This window comes from Hymenobacter cyanobacteriorum, from assembly GCF_022631375.1.
Classification (GTDB): Bacteria; Bacteroidota; Bacteroidia; order Cytophagales; family Hymenobacteraceae; genus Hymenobacter; species Hymenobacter cyanobacteriorum.
The window spans coordinates 900,090-915,090 of the sequence record NZ_JALBGC010000001.1; the positions used below are offsets into that span (position 1 = coordinate 900,090).

At 58.7% G+C, this 15,001-nt stretch carries 15 protein-coding genes; 11 read left to right on the forward strand and 4 right to left on the reverse strand.

The features are described from left to right. Positions 1-412 precede the first annotated feature (412 nt). From MON38_RS22815 to lysS, 4 genes are all read left to right on the forward strand, one after another. Positions 413-1,273: a hypothetical protein gene (locus MON38_RS22815; RefSeq protein WP_338423746.1), complete on the forward strand. Its 861-nt coding sequence runs from the start codon at positions 413-415 to the stop codon at positions 1,271-1,273. A 233-nt stretch (positions 1,274-1,506) separates the two neighbouring features. Further along, positions 1,507-3,672, forward strand: a complete 2,166-nt coding sequence (locus MON38_RS03815) for a carboxy terminal-processing peptidase (protein WP_241934802.1) — start codon at positions 1,507-1,509, stop codon at positions 3,670-3,672. A gap of 261 nt (positions 3,673-3,933) precedes the next feature. Then, on the forward strand, positions 3,934-5,022 hold the full coding sequence (locus tag MON38_RS03820; protein ID WP_241934803.1) for a hypothetical protein: 1,089 nt from the start codon (positions 3,934-3,936) through the stop codon (positions 5,020-5,022). Between the two features lie 193 nt (positions 5,023-5,215). Beyond that, a complete protein-coding gene (lysS, locus tag MON38_RS03825; RefSeq protein WP_241934804.1) occupies positions 5,216-6,766 on the forward strand; it encodes a lysine--tRNA ligase in 1,551 nt (516 codons plus the stop codon). 280 nt (positions 6,767-7,046) lie between these two features. Here lysS and MON38_RS03830 read toward each other — a convergent pair whose 3' ends face one another. Then, entirely contained in the window at positions 7,047-7,406 is a 360-nt protein-coding gene (locus MON38_RS03830; RefSeq protein WP_241934805.1) for a YtxH domain-containing protein, read from the reverse strand. Between the two features lie 132 nt (positions 7,407-7,538). Continuing rightward, entirely contained in the window at positions 7,539-7,976 is a 438-nt protein-coding gene (locus MON38_RS22820) for a CsbD family protein (protein ID WP_338423747.1), read from the reverse strand. Positions 7,977-8,211: 235 nt separating this feature from the next. On the opposite strand from MON38_RS22820, the gene MON38_RS03840 reads away from it, so the two are divergent. From MON38_RS03840 to MON38_RS03870, 7 genes are all read left to right on the forward strand, one after another. Then, on the forward strand, positions 8,212-8,457 hold the full coding sequence (locus tag MON38_RS03840; RefSeq protein ID WP_241934806.1) for a Kazal-type serine protease inhibitor domain-containing protein: 246 nt from the start codon (positions 8,212-8,214) through the stop codon (positions 8,455-8,457). A gap of 12 nt (positions 8,458-8,469) precedes the next feature. Continuing rightward, positions 8,470-9,408 (forward strand): GNAT family N-acetyltransferase, encoded by a 939-nt coding sequence (locus MON38_RS03845; protein WP_241934807.1) that lies wholly within the window; start codon positions 8,470-8,472, stop codon positions 9,406-9,408. 104 nt (positions 9,409-9,512) lie between these two features. Beyond that, complete coding sequence (locus MON38_RS03850; RefSeq protein ID WP_241934808.1) at positions 9,513-9,884, forward strand: cupin domain-containing protein; 372 nt, start codon at positions 9,513-9,515, stop codon at positions 9,882-9,884. A 27-nt stretch (positions 9,885-9,911) separates the two neighbouring features. After that, a complete protein-coding gene (locus MON38_RS03855) occupies positions 9,912-10,769 on the forward strand; it encodes a dienelactone hydrolase family protein (protein WP_241934809.1) in 858 nt (285 codons plus the stop codon). A 52-nt stretch (positions 10,770-10,821) separates the two neighbouring features. Further along, positions 10,822-11,136, forward strand: a complete 315-nt coding sequence (locus tag MON38_RS03860) for a hypothetical protein (RefSeq protein ID WP_241934810.1) — start codon at positions 10,822-10,824, stop codon at positions 11,134-11,136. 313 nt (positions 11,137-11,449) lie between these two features. Next, a complete protein-coding gene (locus MON38_RS03865) occupies positions 11,450-11,899 on the forward strand; it encodes a hypothetical protein (RefSeq protein ID WP_241934811.1) in 450 nt (149 codons plus the stop codon). 108 nt (positions 11,900-12,007) lie between these two features. Then, entirely contained in the window at positions 12,008-12,514 is a 507-nt protein-coding gene (locus MON38_RS03870; RefSeq protein WP_241934812.1) for a DUF4890 domain-containing protein, read from the forward strand. A gap of 206 nt (positions 12,515-12,720) precedes the next feature. On the opposite strand, the gene MON38_RS03875 is transcribed toward MON38_RS03870, so the two are convergent. Both MON38_RS03875 and MON38_RS03880 read right to left on the reverse strand, forming a co-directional pair. Next, complete coding sequence (locus MON38_RS03875) at positions 12,721-13,131, reverse strand: hypothetical protein (RefSeq protein WP_241934813.1); 411 nt, start codon at positions 13,129-13,131, stop codon at positions 12,721-12,723. Positions 13,132-13,181: 50 nt separating this feature from the next. Further along, complete coding sequence (locus MON38_RS03880) at positions 13,182-14,810, reverse strand: acyl-CoA carboxylase subunit beta (protein ID WP_241934814.1); 1,629 nt, start codon at positions 14,808-14,810, stop codon at positions 13,182-13,184. Positions 14,811-15,001: the final 191 nt, after the last annotated feature.

Here is a 15,001-nt window from a genome sequence, read left to right on the forward strand (position 1 = left end):
AACCCATTCAAACCATTGATTACAGGGCAAATTCATTACCCAGGGATGCATGTACCTGCGGGCCAGTTCTTCTAAATTCAGTCGATTGAAGAGTTGACGCGCACAAGTCTCAATTGTGAGTAACTAGGCTGATTCTTTGACTGATTCAGCATCAATTCCAGCAGCGTTGGTAAATATATAGCACAAAATCAATAAATATCAAAACCTGCTGCCTTTCTGCATTTAAAGTGCCGGCATTAAAAAAGTGCGTTGCCTTCATATGCTGTACATTATATAAGCTTTATATGCTCTGAAAACGACTTGACAGCCCAAGGGTATGGGAGCCAACCGCAACCCCCGCAAGCCCGCTCCCGTTAAGCTCCTCAACCAGCCACCGAGCTGGCATTGCTTTCCACTTTCCATACCCACCCTCATGAATACCAACGATTCGAACAACCCGCAAAACTCCGGTACTGGCGCAGGCGCTAACTACGGCACCAGCAACACCGGCACCGGCATGGGCAACAGCACCAGCCTGAGCAACGAAAGCACCAGCTACAATGCTGGCACTGGCTCGACTTCGGGCACGGGCGTGAACTCGGCCTCGGGCGCTTCGGCAGCTAATCCTACGAATAATGTTGACGGCGACGATTTCAGCGCCACTGCCAAAGGTGCCGCGGTAGCTGGCACTGCTGGTGCTGTAGTAGGCCGCGCCATTGACGGCGTACAGAACACGGCTGACAGCGCGGCTCATGCCGTAACCGGCGAGCCGTACCGCGATGGCAGCACGATGAGCGGCATGTTCCGTGACCGCAGCAGCGCCGAGAAGGCTTACCAGTCGCTGCATTCGCGCGGCTACGGCAAAGACGATGTGAACCTGCTGATGTCGGACGAAACCCGCAAGACGCACTTCGGCGAAGATACCGCTCATACCGACCTCGGCGATAAGGCCATGGAAGGTGCCGGCGTAGGCTCGGCCATTGGTGGCACGGCTGGCGCTATCATTGGTGCTATCGCCGCCATTGGTACTTCGGTAGCATTGCCCGGCCTGGGCCTCATCATTGCCGGTCCTTTGGCAGCTGCGCTGGCTGGTGCCGGTGCCGGTGGCCTCACGGGTGGCCTGGTAGGCGCACTGGTTGGCTCGGGCATCCCCGAAGAGCATGCTGCGGAGTACGAAAGCGGCATCAAAGACGGTGGCATTGTGATGGGTGTGAAGCCCCGCAACGCCGATGATGCCAAATACTTCGAAGAAGAATTCCGCCGCCACAACGGCGACAAAATTTACAAATACTAGTCTGGTCGCAGGTTCCGGCCTGTTAGTCAGCAAAAAAGCCTTTCCCGTCCGGGAAAGGCTTTTTTATTGCAACCTTCGCCCGAAATACCGGGTTTGTAGTAGTGTTGGCGGCTACGGCTACACCGGGGCTCTCAATCCCATCGCCAAGGCTTTTTTGCGTTTGAAGTCATGTGCTTCCGCAGCCTGGCAACCTTCGTATATTTGATTTTCATCCTGCTTTTTTCTTTTTGCTGATGTCTTCTCCCCGCTTGAAGGTCGGGCTGTATGCCTTTTTGGTGGCAGCCGTGTTTGTTCTGGCCTCGTACCGCCTGCTCCACCGGGCCGATTCGGCGGCACCTACTAAGGACCAGGTGCTGATTGGCACGATGCTCCAGGGGCTCTCGGCGGCCCATTACCAGCCCGAGCGAGTTGATGACAACTTCTCGAAACGGGTTTTTGACCTCTACCTGAAGCACCTCGATTACCGCAAGCAGTTTTTGCTGGCAACCGACGTGGAACAGTTGCGCCGCTACCAGACGCAGATTGACGACGAGGTGAAGAACGGCACGCATGAATTTCTGGACCTTAGCACCAAGCTGATGGCCGACCGCACGAAAGAAATGCAGGGCCTGTACCGGGAAATCCTGGCCAAGCCGTTTGATTTCACGGTAGATGAGTCTTTCCAAACTGATTTCGAGAAAGCGCCTTTTCCGGCTGATAAGGCCGCTCAGCGCGAGTTGTGGCGCAAGCTGCTGAAGTACGAAACGCTGAGCCGGGTTTCGGAAATGATGGAAGCCCAGGAGAAAGCCAAAGTATCCAAGCCCAGCGGCGCCACGGCGGCGCCCGCGGCAGCCAACTCGGCAGCTCCTACGGCGGCCGAGCCCGTGCGCACCCCGGCCGAGATGGAAGCCGAAGCCCGCAAACGCGTGCTGAAGTACTACGACGACCAGTTTGCCGAAATGAATGACGTGGATGTGAACGAGCGACTGGCAACTTACGCTAATACCATTGCCAATACCTACGACCCGCACACCGAATATTTTGCGCCCAAGGCCAAAGAAGATTTTGATTACGAAATGACGGGCCGTTTCGAAGGCATTGGGGCTACCCTGAAAGAAAAGGATGGCCTTATTTACATCGAGGAGATTATACCGGGCTCGGCTTCGGCGCGGCAGGGAGAGCTGAAGAAGGGTGATGCGATTCTGCGGGTAGCCCAAGGTGCGGCCGAGCCGGTGAGCGTTGAGGGATGGCACACCATTAAAGCAATACCGCTGATTAAGGGCAAAAAGGGTTCGGAAGTGCGCTTGACGGTGAAGAAGCCCGATGGCAGCACCAAGATTATAGCCATCATCCGCGACGTGGTCGAAATTGATGAGAAATATGCCCAGTCGTCGGTTATTACAGACCACGGCCAAAAGATTGGCTACCTGCGCCTGCCCGGCTTTTATGCGGACTTCAGCGACAACGGCGGTCGCAATTCGGCCGATGACGTGCGCAAGGAGCTCGCGAAGCTGAATGCGGAGGGTGTAAAAGGGGTGGTGATGGACCTGCGCTTCAACGGGGGCGGCTCGCTGGGCGATGCCGTGTCGATGGCCGGCCTGTTTGTAAACAGTGGCCCCATCGTGCAAACCCGCGACGGCCAGGGCCACACCCAGGTACTGACCGACAACGACCCCCGCGTGCAGTACAGCGGCCCGCTGGTGATATTGGTGAATAAGTACAGTGCCTCGGCGTCGGAGATTCTGGCAGCTGCTATTCAGGATTATCACCGCGGCGTGATTATGGGCTCGACCAGCACTTATGGCAAAGGCACGGTGCAGCGCATCTTCGACCTCGATGAGGCGTTGCCTTCGGAACTGAACAGCGTGAAGCCCATTGGCTCGCTGAAACTGACGACTCAGAAATTTTACCGCGTAAATGGCGGCTCGACCCAATTCAAGGGCGTGGTTTCGGATATTGTGGTGCCTGACCTGTATTCTTATCTTGATGAGGGTGAGAAAGAATCGGACTACCCGTTGAAATGGGACGAGATTCAGCCGGCCCGCTACCGTACGTGGGACTCGCCTCCGGCGCTCGATAAGCTGCGCGCTAACAGCAAGGGGCGCATTGCCACCAACCCCAGCTTCAAGGTGATGGATGAAATGGTGAAGAGCATGCGCAAGCGCAAGGACGAAACGGTAGTTTCGCTGAAGCTGAGTGCCTACCGTGCCGAACAGCAACAAGCCAAAGCCATTTCGGACCGTTACGAGGCCGCGCAGAAAACGGCTACTGACCTGGCGTTCTCGCCGCTGGCCGCCGATGTGCGCGCCGTGAACGGCGACACAGTGAAGGTGAACCGCGCCGCTCGCTTCACGCGCGGCCTAAAGAAGGATATTACCATCGGCGAAGCTGTGGCCGTGATTCAGGACGAGTTGAAATAAGGGCCGTATCAGCGGTTGCAGTATTGCTCCCGGATTTCCAGGTTAACTAAAAAAAGCTCCCGTCTTGATTAAGGCGGGAGCTTTTTTCATTCTTTTGCCAACGTCAATTGCATTAGCAAATCGACGATACAAGTAGGGTTAAACTAAATCGACAATTATACTTTTAATCGACTGATAATCAATACTTATTTTATTAGTAATATTTGTCAAAAAAATTAGTAATCATGCAACTAAAAACGCAGCTTAAGCTGTTTGTTTAGCATGACGACTCAAGAGGAAACCCGCATCATCCCGCTCCATCCGTCGGTAGCTGCTACCATCGAGGAGCCCAACCAGAAGCTGGCTGACGAAACCTGGCGCAAATCGATTCCGGCGCAGGTTTTCCTCAACTACTTCTTTGCCATTAACTACCACATCCAAGAGAATGACGATGCGCTGGGCGGCTTGCAGAATCTGCCGTTTTTCCGCAGCTACTCGGCAGAATTGGGTGAAGCTGATGTGACAGCATTGACCAAGCTGCTGCATATTAGCTGGAGTACCGAGTATGCGCTGCGTGCCACGGCTGAGCTGGGCGACGACAACTTTCTGCGCAACGCGCTGCACTGGACTTTCCCGCAGGCGTACCATGCCATCTGGTCGGGCTTGCAGGCATTTCTGTACACGACTGGGGTACGGTCGAACAACGGCCAGTTGATTCGCCGGGAAGTGGGGCGGCTGGTGGTGAAGAATGCCTACCCACGGCCGGTGTCGTTTTACGCGGCTGGGGCTTACGGCGATTTTAGCATTCACCGCTTGCCGCTGGCGGGCTACAAGGCCGGGCTGCACATTGCCAGCAAGGAAATTGACGCGCAGGCCCAGGTAGGCCAGTTCCTACGCACCACGCGCAAAATGAAGGCGCAGTGGACCCGTGCCCAGGTGCAGGCTAACCCGAACACGGCCATTCGCAGCCAGAAAACGGGCCGACCATTGGATAAGTGGACGGCTGCGCACTGGCAGCAGATTACCTGGCGTTTGGGCTACACTACCATCTTCGACCTGCTGGGCCGCCTGCGCATTTCGCAGACCAGCCGCGAGATTGAGCGCTACGTGGAGGCCGACATCGATTTCCGCCTGTTTCATGCCTCGTTGCTGAACATCGTGAGCTACCTCAACGGCGTGCACGAAACCTACGTGGCCAAGGCCCTCGGGCTGGAGCGCTACCGCCAGTTGGTAGCTGAGTTGCCCGCCCACTTGCAGGCGGGCTTTGTGCAGGAGCGGTTGCGTACCCGCGTCGAGCCGGTTCTGGCCCCTACCCCGCCGTCGGCTCCGGCCATCAACGCCGAGGCGCCGCAGTATCGTTTGGCTGCTTAAGTGGCTTGAGGGATTTATCGGATTTTCGAATTGGAAAGCCGCTTCAGTTTCGGAGCGGCTTTTTCGTGCCGTACTTTTGCGGTTCATTCTATACCGGTGCCACGGCCGGAGCCTGCTTTACAGGTACTGTGATGAATCGTCCCCGCAATTCGGGCCAGCCGAGGAATCCGCTAAATCCGTGGTTCAGACAACCATGCAACACTTAAGCGAACAGGAACAACTACGCCGCCAGAAACTCGAGGAACTGGAAAAGCTGGGCATTGAAGCATACCCGTCGGAGTTGTTCGACGTGACGTTCTACGCCAAGGAGATTCACGACAACTACCACCCCGAGCTCAACAACTTCCAGGAAGTGACGCTGGCGGGCCGGCTGATGTCGTCGCGCGTGATGGGCAAGGCCTCGTTCGCCGAACTGATGGACACGTCGGGCCGCATTCAGCTCTACATCAACCGCGACGAAATCTGCCCCGGCGAGGACAAGACGCTGTACAATGTGGTGTTCAAGAAGCTGCTCGATTTGGGCGACTTCATCGGCGTGAAAGGCCACGTATTTAAAACGCAGGTGGGCGAAACGTCGGTGCACGTGACGGAGCTGAAGCTGCTCTCAAAGTCGCTACGCCCGCTGCCCGTGGTGAAAACCCACAAGGACGAAACCACGGGCGAAGTAACGACTTACGATGCCTTCACCGACCCCGAACAGCGCTACCGCCAGCGCTACGTGGACCTAGTGGTAAACCCCAGCGTGCGCGACACCTTCATCAAGCGCACGCAGCTGGTGCAGTCGATGCGTAATTTCCTGAACGACAAGGGCTACCTGGAGGTGGAAACCCCGATTCTGCAGCCGCTGTACGGCGGCGCGGCGGCGCGGCCCTTCACCACGCACCACAACACGCTGGACATGACGCTGTACCTGCGCATTGCCAACGAACTGTACCTGAAGCGCCTAATTGTAGGTGGCTTCGATGGCGTGTATGAGTTCAGCAAGGACTTCCGCAACGAAGGCATGTCGCGCTTCCACAACCCGGAGTTCACTCAAATGGAACTCTATGTAGCCTACAAGGACTACGCCTGGATGATGGACCTGGTGGAGGAAATGGTGGAGCGCGTGGCCATGGCTCTGCACGGCAAAACCGAAGTGCAGGTGGGCGCGAACGTCATCAACTTCCAGCGGCCCTGGCAGCGCTACACCATGTTCGAGGCCATTGAGAAGTACACCGGCGTGGCCATTGGCGAGATGGACGAAGCCGGGCTGCGCGAAACCGCCGGCAAGCTGAACGTTCACCTCGACCCCAGCATGGGCAAGGCCAAAATCATCGACGAGATTTTCGGCGAGCACGTCGAGCCCAAGCTCATCCAGCCCACGTTCATCACCGATTACCCGGTGGAGATGTCGCCGCTGGCCAAGAAGCACCGCGACCGCCCCGGCATGGTGGAGCGGTTCGAGGCCATCTGCAACGGCAAGGAAATCTGCAACGCCTTCTCCGAGCTCAACGACCCCATCGACCAGCGCCAGCGCTTCGAAGACCAGCTGGAGCTGGGCAAGCGCGGCGACACCGAGGCCATGGTGCTCGACGAAGACTTCCTGCGCGCGCTGGAATACGGCATGCCGCCCACGGCCGGCCTGGGCATCGGCATCGACCGCCTGAGCATGATTATGACCAATTCGCACTCCATTCAGGACGTGTTGTTTTTCCCGCAGATGAAGCCGGAAAACGTGCAGAAAGAGAAGCAGGAGGAAAAGTAGGCCACTGGCTTAAAAGTCGAAAAGCCCCGTACGATAGTCGTACGGGGCTTTTCTTTTGTAATCTCCTTACCCTTCAAACCGTTAGTTAATATCTGCAATCTTCGCTGGTCCTGGTTTATTCAAGCTTGAATGGCACTGCCATTTTCCTTTGAATGAGCCGACTGGCAAGGTTGCGGGTAGTAAGTACGGCCTTCTTTCAAGGCGATTACAAGGGCTTTTACGCAATCGTTTGACCCAGGGTTACACCGGGCGGTGTAAAATTCGGGCCGATTGGCAAGGGCTACAGGTTGGGCTGGTGGCGGGTATCATCGCCGAAGCCGTCGTAGTCGGGGTTATCGGCATTGTGAGTGTGGGCGGTGGAGGGGGTGCCGGTACCCAAGCCTTGTAGAAGGCGGTCGGCGGCCTGCTTGTCCTCGCTCACGGCCGCATCGGGGTTGGTGTGGCCGGGCTCCTGGCCCTGCACTTTGGCCAGCGTGTCTTTGGCCAGCTTGCTGAGGTCGCCGGCCCATTTGGAGGCCGACTTGCGCAAGTTGGAACGGGTATCGTCGCCGGTTTCGGGGGCCAGCAGCAGGCCGGCCACAATGCCAGCGGTAGCCCCGGCGATAAGCGAGAAAATGACTTTGCCTTTGTCGTCTTTCATAAGAGGGTTTCGCAGGGAAATAGAGATGCTGCGATAATTGGATAACGGGAAAACATATCGGTTTGTTGGGGCAGCAAAAAGCCCCGCACCTGACGGTGCGGGGCTCGGAGACATGCGGCGCGATAGGCCGACTTACATGTCGTTCAGCATTTTGGTGATTTCGGCTTTGCCTTTGCCGAGCTTGTCCTGCAGCTTGCCAACCAGCTCGTCGCCTTTGCCTTCGGCGTAGGTCAGGTCCTCGTCGGTCAGCTGAGCGTATTGCTGCTTCAGCTTGCCTTTGATGTCGTCCCAGTTGCCTTTCATTTTCAGGCTGCTGCCGGGCAGGGTTACGCCGAGGTCTTCGAGCTTGCCGGCGTATTCTTTGAATTTAGCTTCGAGGTCGGTGCCCAGCTTCGAGGCTTGCTCACCGAGCTGGCCGCTGTATTTGGAAGCAACGCCTTTCCAGTTTTCGCGGGTGGCCGAACCTTTATCGGGAGCCAGCAGCATGCCGGCAATAATGCCAGCGCCGGCACCGGCGAGAGCAGCTAAAAGGATTTTACCGGCGTTGTTGTCTTCTTCGTGGTACGACATGGTGTAGGGTAATGAAGGGTGAAAGTGTTTGGGTATGGGCAGTGGAGGAAGCGGCGGCCAATTAAAAACCAGTGGTTTTGTTTGGCGACGGCGCTTGTTCTGGCAGGCTATACGAATGGAGCCGCCCGGGGTTGAGCTTACTTGTAAATTTTCGTCGGCGTTGGTCCGGTATGTGTTGCAAGCCTGAAATTGGGATAGCCGGCGTAGATTCGCCCCTCTCCCCTACCCTTGCCTTATGAAGAGCTTTTGGAAACTAAGCGCAACCGTATTGCTGCTGGCCGGCTGCCAGCGCGCGGCCGGTCCCACGGTTGCCGATGACTGCATCGACCCCAGTAAAATCAATCCGCAAGGTATCTGCACGATGGAGTATAACCCCGTGTGCGGCTGCGATGGCAAAACCTACTCCAACCCTTGCGCGGCGGTCAACGCAGGCGTACGCCGCACCACGCCCGGGCCCTGTCCGGCCGCCCCGGCCAAGTAATTGCTATTCTTGATGCCCGCCAAAACCCGCTACCGCGACTTCTGCCGCACTGCACCCGATGTGCCGGTGTTTGCCCAGCCGTGGTACCTGGATGCCTGCGCCGAAGGCGGGACCTGGGACGTGGTGCTGGCCGAGGAAAAAGGCCGCGTGGTGGCAGCGTTGCCTTATTTCTACAAGCAGAAAAGCCTGTTCCAGTACGCCACCATGCCGCCTTTTGTGAAGTGGCTGGGGCCGTATCTGCTGCCGGAGTTTCGGGGCCGGCTGCCGAAGGAGCATGAGCTGATGCAGGCGCTGATTGCCCAACTGCCGGATTTGGCCGCCTTCAAGCAGAATTTCTACCCGACTGTTACTAACTGGCTGCCGTTTTACTGGCAGCAGTTCCGCCAGACTACTTTTTATACCTACCGCCTGCACCAGCTGCGCAAATTGGCACGGGTAGAGGCAGGCCTGGGCACGGGTATCCGGCGCGATATCCGGCTGGCGCGGCCGCAGGTGCGCGTGGTGCACGACCTGCCGCTGGCGGAATTCTACCGCGTCAATATGCTAAGCTTCCAGCGCCAGCAGCTGGCGCCGCCGTATTCGCTGGCGCAGCTTCGGCGGCTCGATGCGGCGCTGGCTACGGCGGGCAACCGGCAGCTGTTTTTCGCCGTGGATGCGCAGAACCGGGTGCATTCCGTGGCTTACCTGATTTGGGATGCGACGACAGCCTACTTCCTGCTGGCCGGCGACGACCCGGCCCTGCGCGCCAGCGGCGCGGGCGTGCTGCTGGCCTGGGAGTGCATTCGCTACGCCAGTGAGGTACTGGGGCTCGATTGCTTCGATTTTGAAGGCAGTATGCTGCCGGGCGTGGAGCGTATCCGCGTGCGTTTTGGCGCGGTGCAGACCCCGTATTTCTTCGTCTGGAAACACAATTCGCGGCTTTTCGAGTTACTGGAGAAGCTGAAGCCTTAGAAGTTACCTCTTTGGAGTGGAGGCACGTCACGGACAGGCCCGTTGTGCTGCGCTGCGCGCTGCATGATGGTTTCACTCATTTTTAACTATCCTCCCCAACCCCCATGTCTGAAAAACGCTACGTTCTCAACCCCGCTCCTTTTGTAGTGCCCACCACCGATGGCAAGCTCATTGAAGAGCACGTGGGCGGGGCCAGCACCGGTACCAGCGCCTACAGCCTGGCTCATATGGTAGCCCCGCCGCACTGGAGCGAGCCGCACCAAACGCCTTCGTTCGATGAAATTACGATTGTGGTGCGCGGCCGCAAGCGCTTCGAAATTGACGGCGACGTGGTGGAACTGCAGGCCGGCCAGGCCCTGCTCATTAAAGGCGGCGCGCGCGTGCGCTATTCCAACCCGTTTGAGGAGGAGTGCGAATACTGGTCGATTTGCGTGCCCGCGTTCAGCCCTGATACCGTGAACCGCGAAGAAGTTTAACGTTCTCACCATATAACAGCCACGATTATGGACCAGCGCATTATCAACCTCTTCGACGAGTACACCCATTCCCCGCTCACCCGCAAGGAGTTCATGGACCGACTGATAAAGCTGGCGGGCGGCACGGCGCTGGCCCTCACGGCCTTGTCGGTACTGGAGCCGGGCTACGCGGCGGCCGCCACCATTACGCCCGAGGCCGACGACCTGCAGGCCGAGGAAGTGAGCTGGATTGGCGACGGCGCACCGGTGCGCGGCTACCTGGTGCACCTCAAGGGCCGCCAGAAGCGCGGCGCGGTAGTCGTCATCCACGAAAACCGGGGGCTGACACCGCACATCAAGGACGTGACGCGGCGGGTGGCGCTGGCCGGCTACCTGGCGCTGGGCGTGGATGCGCTGTCGGTAGTGGGCGGCACGCCGGCCGACGAGGACAAGGGCCGCGAACTCATCGGCCAGCTCGACCCGGTGAAAAACCTGAACAACTACCTGAAAGCGCTGGAATACCTGCGCGCCCGGCCCGACTGCAACGGCCGCACCGGCGCGGTGGGCTTCTGCTGGGGCGGCGGACTGGTGAACCAGCTGGCCGTGCACGACCCCAAGCTGGACGCCGCCGTGGCCTACTACGGCCAGCAGCCCAAGGCTGAGGACGTGCCCAACATCAAAGCGGCCGTGATGCTGCACTACGGCGGCCTCGACCAGCGCATCAACGCCGGTATTCCGGGCTACGAAGCGGCCCTGAAGGCGGCCGGCACCAAATACGAGCTGTACGTGTACGAGGGCGTAAACCACGCTTTCAACAACGACACTTCGCCAGCGCGCTACAACGCCGAGGCTGCCAAGCTGGCCTGGGAGCGCACCTTGCGCTTGTTCAAGGAAAAACTGGGGTAGCCGGGCAACCGCGGCAGATTCTGCGGCATCTTTGCAGTATCTACCGTTGGTTATGTCGAGGAAAAAGCTCCCTGTTTTGCTGGCGGCCACGCTACTGAAAGTGTCGGCCAGCCTGGGCCAGACGGCTCCGCCCGCCGCCGCCCCCCCACCACCGGCTGCCAACGAGCAGCAGGTGAGCGTGCCGGTGCCGCGGGCCGTGTCGCTGCTGGCCGACGTGGTGGGCGTGCTGGTATCGCGCACCGAGGGCCAGGACAAGGTGCAGACGCTGCTGGAACGCCGGCGCGAGCGGAGCAAAAAAGGCCCGCAAACCATCGATTTCAGCGTACCGAAGAATCGGTTGACGCGCGCGCTGGGGCTGGCCGATTAAGGCTAAACGATGTAGGGGCGGGGCTTGCCCCCGCCCGTTGTTGCACAGAGCCGTTGCAACGGTGCGGACGACGGGCGGGGGCAAGCCCCGCCCCTACCCGCTGAATACAGGGAGTAAGTCCGCGAAGTGGACGGATTGGTCGGGATTTCCGACCCGTCCGTCCACCTTTTGTTTTTGGGGCCGGTTGTGGCCGGCGGTTTGCAATTACCCTGGCAGGAAAAGTCGATTCCCAAACCGGAGCCCGCTGCCTGCAGCATCCGAGCCCAACGCCCAATTCACTCCCATTTTTCTCGCCTTCATCATCCTCAAAATCATGAAAACTGCCCTGCTTTCCATCTTCGCCGCTGTTACCCTGTTCGCCGCCGCTCCTTCGGTTGCCGCCGCTCCGGCCGCTGCTCCCTACGACAACCACGACCGCGACGACCGCCGCCAGGACCGTGACCACGACGGCCGCGACGACCGCAACAGCAAAGACTTCAACTACGGCTACGACCGCAACCACCGCGTGACGCCCCAGGAACGCGCCCGCTGGGAAGCCGCCCACCGCGACAACGACCGCCACGACAACACGCCCTTCGACCGCAGCCAGAACTACGGCTACGAGCAGAACCACCGCGTAACCGCCCAGGAGCGCGCCCGCTACGAAGCCGAGCAGCGCCAGCTGGCCCAAAACCAGAACTACGGCTACGACCGCAACCACCGCGTGACGCCCCAGGAACGTGCCCGCTGGGAAGCCGCCCACCGCAACGACGGCCGCCGCTAATTCCATCCCGTATTAATCCCGAAGCGCCTCGTTCAGTCGAACCTGAACGGGGCGTAACCGGCCACTGCCTTCCCCGTTTTTTCTCACTCATTCCGCTTTCGTTTTCCCATGAAAAAGTTTCTGTTTCCCCTGCTGGCCGTTTGCGCCCTCACCGTGGGCACTGCCGCCGCCCAAACCACCACGCCCGAGGCCAACGCCGGCGGCATGCAAGGCCGCGGCTACGGTCGCATGCAGGGCTCGCCCGATGAGATGGCCAAGCGCCAGGCCGACCGCCTCAGCACCGAGCTGGGCCTGACGGCCGACCAAACCACCAAAGTGCAGGCCATTCTGCTGGCCCGCACCCAGGAAATGCAGGCCATGCGCGGCCAGGCTCGCGACGGCAGCGACCGCAGCCAGATGCGCGAGCAAATGCAGGCCAACCGCGCCAAGTACGACGCCCAGTTCAAGGCCGTCCTCACGCCCGACCAATACACCAAATACACCGCCATGCAGGCCGAGCGCATGGAGCGCGGCGGTGGCGGCGGCATGCGCGACATGACCAATACCACCGACGTGAAGAAGATGAAAGCCAAAACCAAGGACGGCGACAAAGTGAAGGTGAAAGCCGACAAGTAGTCGCTCCCGCGTCGCTCAGAAACACAACGCCCCGGCCGGTATGGTCGGGGCGTTGTTGTTTCTGGGAGTGAGCTGGTAAAAGCTATGATTCGCGGCGCACCAGCAAGTCGGGCAGCCGGGTGAAGGCGGCGGTAGTTTTACTCGCGCCGTTACAGCCGGCCAGGAGGCAAAGGGCTTTCATAGGTTATATAACAAAGAATAACCCTCTAAAACCTGTACTGGAAGTATTGTTCCAATATAAATGGTGAGCACAAGGAACCGATGATTAGCAGAATGCTCATCAATCCATCGATATACCACTTATAGCTAGGCGGTTTTTTATCCCAACGGTCAGCAATAATCAGATGTCGGCCAGCTATCAACTTTACCAAGGTGTCGGCCATAAAAAAGCCAGTTAGAAATATCGTTGGCACAAAGAATGAAGCTGTTTGGAAACCAGCATTTCGGAAATACCAAAATCCAAAGACTGCCAACACAATCGCCAGACTCAAATGCGCTAAATACACTTTCGTGTCGAACAACGCATTGTATGGTTTTTTCCGTGGCGTTGATGTTAAAAAGCCATTGCACATATAGAATACGTAGCCGAATCCAATAGCGAGGCACAGTATTTTCATTCCGAATACTCTTTATGCGTTGAGGTCTAGAATGGACGGTTTCTATCACCTCACACCTGAATAACCCCCACGTTATACGCCTTCTCAATGGGCGCGTGGTTGGCCGCCGCGATGCCTTCCGACAGCACCTTGCGGGTTTCCAACGGGTCAATCACGGCATCGACCCAGAGGCGGGCCGCCGCGTAGTAGGGCGAGAGTTGCTCCTCGTAGCGGGCCTTGATGCGGTCGAGTAGCTCCTTTTCGGCTTCGGGGGTGATGACTTCTCCTTTGGCTTTTAGGGAGGCCACCTGGATTTGCAACAGGGTGTTGGCGGCCGCTGCGCCGCTCATCACGGCCAGCTGGGCGGTGGGCCAGGCCACGATGAGGCGCGGGTCGTAGGCCTTGCCGCACATGGCGTAGTTGCCGGCGCCGTAGCTGTTGCCCACGATGACCGTGAACTTGGGCACCACCGAGTTGCTCATGGCATTCACCATCTTCGCGCCGTCCTTAATGATGCCGCCCTGCTCGCTCTGGCTGCCTACCATGAAGCCCGATACGTCGTGCAGAAACACCAGCGGAATGCGCTTCTGGTTGCAGTTCATGATGAAGCGAGCCGCCTTGTCGGCCGAGTCGGAGTAGATGACGCCGCCCATCTGCATGCCGGTTTTCTTGCTCTTCACAATCTTGCGCTGGTTGGCCACGATGCCCACGGCCCAGCCATCGATGCGCGCCAGCCCGCAGATGAGCGTCTGGCCGTACAGGTCCTTATAGGGCTCAAACTCCGAGTTATCGACCAGGCGGTTGATGACTTCCATCATGTCGTAGGGCTTCACGCGGTCCGAGGGCAGCACGCCGTACAGTTCCTGCTCGTCCAGCTTCGGCTTGGCCGGGGTGGCACGGCTGAAACCGGCCGTGGCCTGCCCGCCCATCTTGTCGAAGATGTTACGAATGTGCGTGAGGCATTCCTCGTCGGTATCGAACTTGTAGTCCGTCACGCCCGAGATTTCGGAGTGCATGCTCGCACCGCCCAGCGCCTCGTTGTCGATGGTTTCGCCGATGGCCGACTTTACCAGGTAGGAGCCGGCCAGGAACACCGAGCCCGTGCCGTTCACAATCATGGCCTCGTCGCTCATAATGGGCAGATACGCGCCACCGGCCACGCAGGGCCCCATAATGGCCGAAATCTGCACGATGCCCATGCTGCTCATCACCGCATTGTTGCGGAAAATGCGGCCGAAATGCTCCTTATCGGGGAAAATCTCGTCCTGCATGGGCAGGTACACGCCCGCCGAATCGACGAGGTAAATAATCGGCAGTTTGTTTTCGATGCTGATTTCCTGGGCCCGCAGGTTCTTTTTGGCGGTGATGGGGAACCAGGCGCCGGCCTTTACGGTCGCGTCGTTGGCCACCACCACGCACTGCCGCCCGGCTACGTAGCCGATAACAACAACCACGCCGCCGCCGGGGCAGCCGCCTTCTTCCTTGTACATGCCCTCGCCGGCAAAAGCGCCGATTTCCACCTGCGCCGCGCCCTTATCGAGCAGGAATTCAATGCGCTCACGAGCGGTGAGCTTGCCCTTGGCTTTGTGGGCTTCAATGCGCTTCGGACCGCCGCCGAGGGCTACCTTCTGGAGCTTTTGGGTAAGGTTGAAGCTGAGCTGCTTGAGTTGGTCTTCGTTGCGGTTGAACTCGACGTTCATAAGGAAAGCGGGGTGGGATTTTGGGGAGATGGGCACAAAAAAATCCGCCCGGAGGCGGATTTCAAAGGTACGGCGCGGTAGCCCGTTGAGCGGTAAACACCGGAACGTCATGCTGAGCTTGCCGAAGCATCTCTACCGCAGTAAGTAACTGATTACGTTGTGCGGTAGAGATGCTTCGGCAAGCTCAGCAT